This is a genomic window from Bacillus sp. SIMBA_031 (assembly GCF_046535225.1).
Classification (GTDB): domain Bacteria; phylum Bacillota; class Bacilli; order Bacillales; family Bacillaceae; genus Bacillus; species Bacillus velezensis.
On the sequence record NZ_JAWRXC010000483.1, the window covers coordinates 1 to 253 of the forward strand.

At 62.5% G+C, this 253-nt stretch carries 1 protein-coding gene; it reads right to left on the minus strand.

Annotated elements, in window-relative coordinates; genetic code table 11:
• Nucleotides 1-115 precede the first annotated feature (115 nt).
• Entirely contained in the window at nucleotides 116-235 is a 120-nt protein-coding gene (locus SB724_RS21110) for a R3H domain-containing nucleic acid-binding protein (protein WP_410572946.1), read from the minus strand.
• Nucleotides 236-253: the final 18 nt, after the last annotated feature.

The following is a 253-nucleotide window of genomic DNA, read 5'->3' on the forward strand; positions in this document are numbered from 1 at the left end:
GCTCAGTACCGGAGGTGGCCAAGTGCTCCACATAGCGCTTGGCGAGATCCAAGCGTTCTCCGAAAATCTTCTGTGCTGCTTCCAGCTCAGCTGCGGTGATATCAACCATGGGCCGTCAGTCGGCCGAGACGACGATGTGGCGGCCTGCCCCTTCGCCCTCCGACTCGGAAACAAACCCAAGCTCGGCCACAGCGTCGTGAACGATCTTGCGCTCGTACGCGCTCATCGGTTCCAGGGCTACCGTCCCCCCGGC